The sequence below is a fragment of the Burkholderia sp. genome (genome assembly GCF_018375725.1).
Classification (GTDB): domain Bacteria; phylum Pseudomonadota; class Gammaproteobacteria; order Burkholderiales; family Burkholderiaceae; genus Burkholderia.
In genome coordinates this window covers 1-7158 of the sequence record NZ_JAHACR010000228.1, presented here as the reverse complement: position 1 = coordinate 7158, position 7158 = coordinate 1, and the positions used below count along the sequence as shown (strand labels likewise).

Below are 7158 nucleotides of genomic sequence, written 5' to 3'. Positions count from 1 at the left end.
TTCGGCGCCGAGCGTGCGCAGGATTTCCATCTTCTCCGGCGATTGCGTTTCGGGAATGACGATCATGCAACGATAGCCGCGCGCCGCGCAGATGTGCGCGAGACCGATGCCGGTGTTGCCCGCCGTGCCCTCGACGACCGTGCCGCCAGTTCGGAGCGTGCCGCGCCGCTCGGCGTCCCGGATGATATACAGCGCCGCGCGATCCTTGACCGAACCGCCCGGATTCATGAATTCCGCCTTGCCCAGAATCTCGCAGCCGGTCTCCTCGCTGAGCTTTGCCAGCCGGATCAGCGGCGTACGGCCCACGCAGTCGACGAAACCTTGTCGCACGTCCATCACCGCCTCCTCGCCTTCCTCATCGTTCGCGCGCCACACAACGAAAGCATAGGAGACTGGCGCCGAGTCCGCGCGGCGCTTTCGTCTCGCTCTGCCACGTACTAAGCTTGGAAAGCCATTTCGGCGCATCGCCAGACGAGGTTCGACATGCTGCAATTGCATACCGTTGCCATCGAGAAGCCTGAGGCGGTGAACCTGATTCTCGGCCAGACGCATTTCATCAAGTCTGTCGAGGACATTCACGAAGCGCTGGTCGGCACCGTGCCGGGCATCCGGTTCGGGCTCGCGTTTTGCGAGGCGTCCGGCAAGCGCCTCGTGCGGCACTCGGGCACCGATGCGGATCTGGTCGCGCTCGCGTGCCGCAATGCGACCGCAATCGGCGCCGGGCACAGCTTCATCGTATTTCTCGGCGATGGCGTCTTCCCGGTCAACGTCCTGAATGCGATCAAGGCGGTGCCGGAAGTCTGCCGCATCTATTGCGCGAGCGCGAACCCGACCGAAGTGATCGTCGCCGAAACGGCGCAAGGCCGTGGCATCGTCGGCGTCATCGACGGTTTTCCGCCGCTGGGCGTAGAGAACGACGACGATGTGCGCTGGCGCAAGGAACTGCTGCGCAATATCGGATACAAGGCGTAGCCGCGCCGCCGAGGGTTGGTTTCTTCGCAAGACATGCATGAGCGCCCCACTCGCCCCTGACGCTAACTTGCAGGTTCAGCCGCCTTTCCTGTAGACGTTTGGCTGAGGGAGATGCGGCGCGATGTCGTTTGAGATTAGGCTGGCTTGAAAACGCTAGACCGTTAGTTGCGTATATGGATTAGTGGCAATCAGTCATGCAGTACCGCATGGCGGTCATGTCATTTCATGCCCGTCAAATTGACATGTAATCCGGTCGATCATTGCCGTGCATTCGGCGTGCCGGCCCGCATTATCCGGCGGGCGCTATCCCCGCGCACGTCGTCACGGGCCGCACACACTGCCCTATACTGATCCGGCTGCCGCCATGCGAACGCGCGCGACAGCCTCCCCTCATTCGCGGCAGCCTTTCCCGATACCTGGAGCAATTGCATGCATTACCAGTTGATCTACGAGCTCGTCGATGACTATCTCGCTCGACGCGACGCGTTTCGCGCCGAGCATCTCGCCCTCGCGCATGCCGCGACCGAGCGTGGCGAACTGTTGATGGCGGGCGCGTTCGCCGATCCCGCCGATCAGGCGGTGCTCGTCTTCGCGGGTGACTCGCCGGAAGCGGCGGAATCGTTCGCGCACGCCGACCCTTATGTGCAGAACGGCCTCGTCAAGTCCTGGCGCGTGCGTCCGTGGCGTGTCGTGGCGGGCAGGCACGCGCCGCCACGCTAGGCGCGCGCCCCCCGTGCCGTCATATCCATCCGGCGCGCCTGAAGCGTCGCCACAGCACGAAATCGGTCACGAACATCAAGCCGAGGCAGCCGAAGTAACCGTACTTCCAGTGCAGCTCCGGAATGTTGCTGAAGTTCATCCCATAGATCCCGGCAATCATCGTCGGCACGGCGAACAGGGCGGCGAATGCGCCGAGGCGCTTCGTCACCTCGTTCTCGGCCAGCGAGATCATCCCGAGATTGACCTGAATTGCCGTCACGACCATTTCGCGCCGCCCTTCGATCGTTTTCACGATCCGCTGCAGATGGTCGTACACGTCGCGGAAGTAATGCTCCATGCCGCTGCAGACCTGCGGAATACGGCCGCCCGTCAGTTTGGCCAGCGGCTCGAGCAGCGGCGCGGTGTGCTGGTACAGCAACACGAGCCGTCGCTTCAATGAATAGAGATCCTCGATGATCGCGCGCGACGACGCGAGTGTCGCCTTCGTGAAAATGCGATCCTCCAGTTCCTCCAGCTCGGCGCCGAGCGCTTCGAGCGTCGGGAAATAGCGGTCGACGACCTGATCCATCAGCGCATAGAAAACGAAGGCCGATCCCTCGCGCAACAAATGCGGCTCGCGCTCGCAGCGTCTGCGCACGTCGCGGAAGTTCTGCTCCATATGACTGCGGACCGACAGGACATAGTTCGGGCCGACGAAGATGTTCAGCTCGCCCACCTGCAGTTCGCCGTCACCGTCGAGTTCGACCGTATGCAGCACCGCAAACAGCGAATCGCCATACTCCTCGATCTTCGGCCGCTGATGGCCCTTGCGGGCATCCTCGAGCGCCAGTTCGTGCAGCCGGAATTCCTCGCCCATCAACTCGAGTTCCTCGGGCGTCGGATCCTTCAAGGCGACCCAGACAAAGCACTCGGGTTTCGCGACATAGTCGCTGATGGTCTCGATATCGATGTCGGCCAGCTTGCGGCCGTCCTGGTATGCAGCGCAGTTGATCAGCATGTCGTCCGTCGATTGCCCGTGTTGCCGGTATCGCTGCAGTTTACCGGTTTGTGGCGCAGTCCTGTCCGGCAACCCGCCCGGCTTGCACCCCGCACCGATATTGGTCATGATCGGTTTGCGTGCAGCGCAGCATGCGCAGGCCCGCGTCCCGGCATGTCCGGGGTTCGCCCGTCAAGGAGACAGCAATGCGGTATTTCTCATGGATGCTCGGGATCGGCGTCGCACTCGGGTTCGGCATCATCAACACGATGTGGCTCGACGCGGATCGCGCATTCGCGCTCGACGCGAAGCGCACCGGCGCATCGCGCAGCGAATCGGGGAGTATGAATTCGTGACGCATCTGGTGTTCTTCTGCGGCCATGCCGGCACCGGCAAGACGACGCTCGCGAAACGCCTCATCGGGCCGCTGATGCAGGCGACCGGGGAGCCCTTCTGCCTGCTCGACAAAGATACGCTGTACGGCCGCTACAGCTCGGCCGCGATGGACGCCCTCACCCACGACCCGAACGACCGGGACAGTCCGCTCTACCTCAGACATCTGCGTGATCCCGAGTACCAGGGCCTGCTCGACACCGCGCGCGAAAACCTGACGCTCGGCATCAGCGCGATCGTGGTCGGCCCGTTGTCCCGCGAAGTGCGCGACCGGCGGCTGCTCGATCGTCAATGGCTCGGCATCGGGCCGGACGTTTCATTGACCATCGTCTGGGTGCATACGTCCGAGGCGGTCGCGCGCCAGCGCATCATCGCGCGCGGCAACCCGAACGACGCCTACAAGCTCGCGCACTGGGACGAATACCGGCAACGCCGCTTCTTGCCGGCCGGCGGCGAATGCGAGGGCATCGTGATGTTCGACAACACGGCGCCGACCGACGCGGATATCGAAGCGCTGTTTCAGCGTATCGTCCCGCCGGCCGCCGCGATCGTGCCGCCCCTGCACGCCTGACACAACAACGCCGGGTGCCATACCGCACACCCGGCGTGATTGCCTCGTGCCTTGAGAGACTCAGGCAAGCACGTGCATGCGCGCCAGCGTGCCACCGTCGTACAGCTTGCCGAAGCGGTTCGCGAGGAACGCCTTCAGCGGCACCCGTTCCTGCGGGATGAAGCCGTTTTGCGGCAGCACCTTTTCGCGGAACAAGTCCAGCACCGCGCACATCGCGCCGGCCGTCGTGATCTGGATCGCGCTCATCGGCATCCCGCAGACCTCCTTCGCGAAGATCTTGCGCGTGAACACGTCCTGCACCAGCTGGCCGTCCTTCACGCCCGTGACCGTGACGAACACGAGCACGACGTCCTGCTTGGTCGACGGCACGGCGCGGCGCATGATCGACTTCAGCGTGTCGCGGTCCGTCGACAGGCGCAGGTCTTCCAGCAGGAACTGCACGAGATCGCGGTGGCCCGGATAGCGAACCGACTTGTAGTCGAGCGTTTCGACCTTGCCAGACAGCGTCTCGCACAGCGTGCCGAGGCCGCCCGACGTGTTGAACGCTTCGTATTCGGTGCCGTCGAGCGAGAAATGCTCGAGGCCTTCGAGCGGCTGCACCCATTGCTTGCGGCCGTCGCGGATCGCCTCGCACGGCTGGCAGTATTCGTTGATCAGGCCGTCGACGCTCCACGTGAGGTTGTACTTCAGCGCGTTGGTCGGGTACTCGGGCAATGCGCCGACGCGCATCTTCACGTCGCGCACTTCGGTGAACCCGTTGACGAGTTCGTGTGCGGCAATGCCGATAAAGCCCGGCGCGAGGCCGCACTGCGGCATGAACGCGCGCTCCGAACCGTCGGCCAGCTCGCGGATCGCATGCGTTGCGCGCACGTCTTCGGTCAGGTCGAAATAATGGACACCCGCAGCTTTCGCGGCGGCGGCGACGTTGACGGCGAGGTAGTACGGCAGCGCATTGACGAGCGCATCGAAACCCTTGACCGCCTCGCGGATGGCGTTCGCATCGGCCGAATCGACACGTTGCGTCACGATGCCTTCGCGTGCGAGCTTGGCGAGCGCGTCCGCGTCGCGGTCGAATGCGACGACTTCGTAGTCGCCGGTTTCACGCAGCATGTGAGCAATGGTGTGGCCGATCAGACCTGCGCCGACGATGGCGATTTTCATGCGCTTATCTCCTGACATGTTGGATGAGTGTTGTGTACGGCGTCGAGCCATGGACACAGTCTAGAGACGAGCAAAATCAGTTCCAAGACGAAAAATGATGCGAAATGACGTTATGTTTCGCCGAAACGGCGATACATCCTGACGAATTGTCGAAATGCGTAGAAAATCGCGTCCGACAGCCCGGAAGAGACTGCCCGCATCGCATGTCATTCATGAGGAGAATCGGCTACGAACCGCGGCGACGAAACGCATCGCGCGGTAATGGGCGGGTACGCGCCAATGGCAAGGACGGAGAGATGACCGGACCGGTCGCGCGCCCATGCATGTTCGGACGCATGATGCGCCGGATGACGAACGGAACACGCGCCGCGTCCGCGAACCAGCCGTCAGCTCGTGCAGATGCAGCCGGTCAACCGCCGATCGTGCCGCGATCGATCTTGCGTGAAAGGATGATTGATGTCGTCGTGCGCTCGACGCCTTCGAGCGCTCCGATCTGGTCGAGCAGGTCGTTGAGCCGTTCCGGCGAATCGGCGCGCAGCCACGCGACGTAGTCGTATTCGCCGCTGACCGCGCACAGCAATTGCACCTCGGGCATCCGGTCGAGCTTCTTCAACACGTCCTTGCCGTATTTCGGCGCGAGGATGATGCCGACATAAGCGTAGATGCTCGCATCGAGCACGTCCTGTCCGAGCCGTACGCTGTAGCCGGCAATCACGTTCGTCCGTTCGAGACGCGCAATGCGCGCGACGACGGTCGTGCGCGCGACATCGAGCTGGCGCGCGAGATCCGCAACGCTTGCGCGCGCATCGGCTTGCAGCAGTGCGACGAGCTGGCGGTCGAGATCGTCGAGTTGATCGAGGCGAGGAGGACGCATGGGGCAAGCGAAGCGCGGGCGGAAATGAACGTGACGCGATGATAGCGCCGAACGCATGCGCACGACCATTTGCCGCTCAACCCGACAAATGTATCCGCATCCATTCCGATTCGTTTCGGATGTAAGCAAGTGTCGCATCCGCGCCCGCGCGTCATTCCACGTGCTACTAATAAGCCTAGCGACGCGAGATGTGCGGGCGCCGCAGAAGCGCCTGAGCCCGCTCGCAAGACACCACACCGGAGAAGTCACCATGAAGAAGATTTCGCTCACCCTGGCCGCCCTCGTCGTGGCGACCGGCGCATTCGCGCAGACTCAGGCGCCCGCCCAAGCGGCCGCGACCGCCGCATCGGCCCCGACCTCCGCGCAGCGCGCGGCGCGTCACGAAGCGCGCATCGAGGAACGCGTCGCGTACCTGCACAGCCAGCTGAAGATCACGCCGGCGCAGGAACCGCAATGGAAGACCTTCGCCGACACGATGCGCGAAAACGGCCAGACGATGGGCCGCCTGTATCACGAGCGGATGGAAAATCGCAACGTGTCCGCGATCGACGACATCAAGCAGTATGCGGCGCTCGCCCAGGCGAATGCCGACGGTGCGAAGAAGCTCGCCGACGCGTTCGCGCCGCTCTACGCGAGCTTCCCGGCCGACCAGAAGGCGCTGGCCGATACGACGTTCCGCAGCTGGCTCCACGGCGGACATCACGCGAAGGGCAACGCTGCGCCCGGCACGGCGGCGAGCTCGCCCGCGAAGCCCTGACGGTCGGCAGAGCTTCGCCGCCCTGCCCGCTTCCGTCTGGCCGGACGGCAGGCACGCTCCGATCCGACACGCTTCGACACCGGCGCGCTGTGCGCGCACAGCGCGCCGGTTTCACGTTAAGCTTGCGGCCTTTTCCCGCCTTTCATCGCCATGCTCGAACTTACCCAACTCGATCTCAGTACCGATCCGCAGGCCCGGCGCGTCATCAAGGACGAAACGGTCACGGTCGCCTTCGCGGCCGGCGACGGCGAACTGATGAGTCTTGAAGGTCCGAACCGCTATGTCGCCGGCGATGCGCTGATCACCGGTTCGACCGGCGACCGCTGGGTCGTGTCACGCGCGCGCTTCGACGCGAAATACCTGCCCGCCGATCCGGCTGTCGCGCACGGCGAGCCGGGCCCCTACCGCAACCGTCCGTCGATCGTGCTCGCGAAACGGATGGACGAACCGTTCACGATCGCGCGCTCGGCCAACGGCGACACGCTGCGCGGCACGGCCGGCGACTGGGTCATGCAGTACGCCCCCGGCGATTACGGCGTCGTGCAGGCGCAGCGCTTCGCGCAGGTCTACCGCGACGCCGACTGACCGGCTCGTTCGCGCCGCTTACGCGAACGCGTCGTCCAGTTCGATCTCCGCGTCGCGCGGCACGGCCTCGCCGCCCGCGTGACGCTCCTCGAGCGAACCCAGCATCGCGTCGACATACGCATGCAGCACCGCATGGCTGCGCGCGCGCT

General features: G+C 64.1%; 11 protein-coding genes. 6 read left to right on the top strand and 5 right to left on the bottom strand.

What is annotated here, in order from left to right; all coding sequences use genetic code 11:
- Positions 1-336, bottom strand: a 336-nt coding sequence (locus KH616_RS19070) for a pyridoxal-phosphate dependent enzyme (protein WP_292249700.1), incomplete at its 3' end; no start/stop codon positions are given.
- 147 nt (positions 337-483) lie between these two features.
- Between KH616_RS19070 and KH616_RS19065 the strand changes: the two genes are divergently transcribed.
- Both KH616_RS19065 and KH616_RS19060 read left to right on the top strand, forming a co-directional pair.
- Positions 484-972 (top strand): adenosine-specific kinase, encoded by a 489-nt coding sequence (locus KH616_RS19065; protein WP_292249697.1) that lies wholly within the window; start codon positions 484-486, stop codon positions 970-972.
- Positions 973-1401: 429 nt separating this feature from the next.
- Positions 1402-1692 (top strand): YciI-like protein, encoded by a 291-nt coding sequence (locus tag KH616_RS19060; RefSeq protein WP_292249696.1) that lies wholly within the window; start codon positions 1402-1404, stop codon positions 1690-1692.
- A gap of 19 nt (positions 1693-1711) precedes the next feature.
- On the opposite strand, the gene corA is transcribed toward KH616_RS19060, so the two are convergent.
- Entirely contained in the window at positions 1712-2689 is a 978-nt protein-coding gene (gene corA / locus KH616_RS19055) for a magnesium/cobalt transporter CorA (RefSeq protein ID WP_292249699.1), read from the bottom strand.
- A gap of 185 nt (positions 2690-2874) precedes the next feature.
- Between corA and cydX the strand changes: the two genes are divergently transcribed.
- Positions 2875-3024, top strand: coding sequence for a cytochrome bd-I oxidase subunit CydX (gene cydX, locus KH616_RS19050; protein ID WP_292249695.1), 150 nt, complete (start codon positions 2875-2877; stop codon positions 3022-3024).
- On the top strand, positions 3021-3632 hold the full coding sequence (locus KH616_RS19045) for an ATP-binding protein (RefSeq protein WP_292249694.1): 612 nt from the start codon (positions 3021-3023) through the stop codon (positions 3630-3632). Before cydX ends, KH616_RS19045 begins: the two co-directional genes overlap by 4 nt.
- Positions 3633-3692: 60 nt before the next feature.
- Here the strand turns inward: KH616_RS19045 and KH616_RS19040 are convergent, their stop codons facing one another.
- Both KH616_RS19040 and KH616_RS19035 read right to left on the bottom strand, forming a co-directional pair.
- Positions 3693-4793, bottom strand: a complete 1101-nt coding sequence (locus KH616_RS19040; RefSeq protein ID WP_292249693.1) for a saccharopine dehydrogenase NADP-binding domain-containing protein — start codon at positions 4791-4793, stop codon at positions 3693-3695.
- Between the two features lie 409 nt (positions 4794-5202).
- Entirely contained in the window at positions 5203-5667 is a 465-nt protein-coding gene (locus tag KH616_RS19035; protein ID WP_042584089.1) for an Lrp/AsnC family transcriptional regulator, read from the bottom strand.
- Positions 5668-5917: 250 nt separating this feature from the next.
- Here KH616_RS19035 and KH616_RS19030 point away from each other — a divergent pair, with 250 nt between their 5' ends.
- On the top strand, positions 5918-6424 hold the full coding sequence (locus KH616_RS19030) for a Spy/CpxP family protein refolding chaperone (RefSeq protein WP_292249692.1): 507 nt from the start codon (positions 5918-5920) through the stop codon (positions 6422-6424).
- 150 nt (positions 6425-6574) lie between these two features.
- A complete protein-coding gene (locus tag KH616_RS19025) occupies positions 6575-7009 on the top strand; it encodes a PGDYG domain-containing protein (protein ID WP_292249691.1) in 435 nt (144 codons plus the stop codon).
- Positions 7010-7027: 18 nt separating this feature from the next.
- On the opposite strand, the gene KH616_RS19020 is transcribed toward KH616_RS19025, so the two are convergent.
- Positions 7028-7158 (bottom strand): DUF3022 domain-containing protein (locus KH616_RS19020; protein ID WP_292249698.1); only part of this gene is annotated, 131 nt, incomplete at its 5' end.

What these genes read in the sequence shown, in the direction of transcription:
- KH616_RS19065 (WP_292249697.1), top strand. Translation starts at nt 484, where the DNA reads ATGCTGCAATTGCATACCGTTGCCATCGAGAAGCCTGAGGCGGTGAAC.
- KH616_RS19025 (WP_292249691.1), top strand. Translation starts at nt 6,575, where the DNA reads ATGCTCGAACTTACCCAACTCGATCTCAGTACCGATCCGCAGGCCCGG.
- KH616_RS19060 (WP_292249696.1), top strand. Translation starts at nt 1,402, where the DNA reads ATGCATTACCAGTTGATCTACGAGCTCGTCGATGACTATCTCGCTCGA.
- corA (WP_292249699.1), bottom strand. Translation starts at nt 2,689, where the DNA reads ATGCTGATCAACTGCGCTGCATACCAGGACGGCCGCAAGCTGGCCGAC.
- KH616_RS19030 (WP_292249692.1), top strand. Translation starts at nt 5,918, where the DNA reads ATGAAGAAGATTTCGCTCACCCTGGCCGCCCTCGTCGTGGCGACCGGC.
- KH616_RS19040 (WP_292249693.1), bottom strand. Translation starts at nt 4,793, where the DNA reads ATGAAAATCGCCATCGTCGGCGCAGGTCTGATCGGCCACACCATTGCT.
- cydX (WP_292249695.1), top strand. Translation starts at nt 2,875, where the DNA reads ATGCGGTATTTCTCATGGATGCTCGGGATCGGCGTCGCACTCGGGTTC.
- KH616_RS19035 (WP_042584089.1), bottom strand. Translation starts at nt 5,667, where the DNA reads ATGCGTCCTCCTCGCCTCGATCAACTCGACGATCTCGACCGCCAGCTC.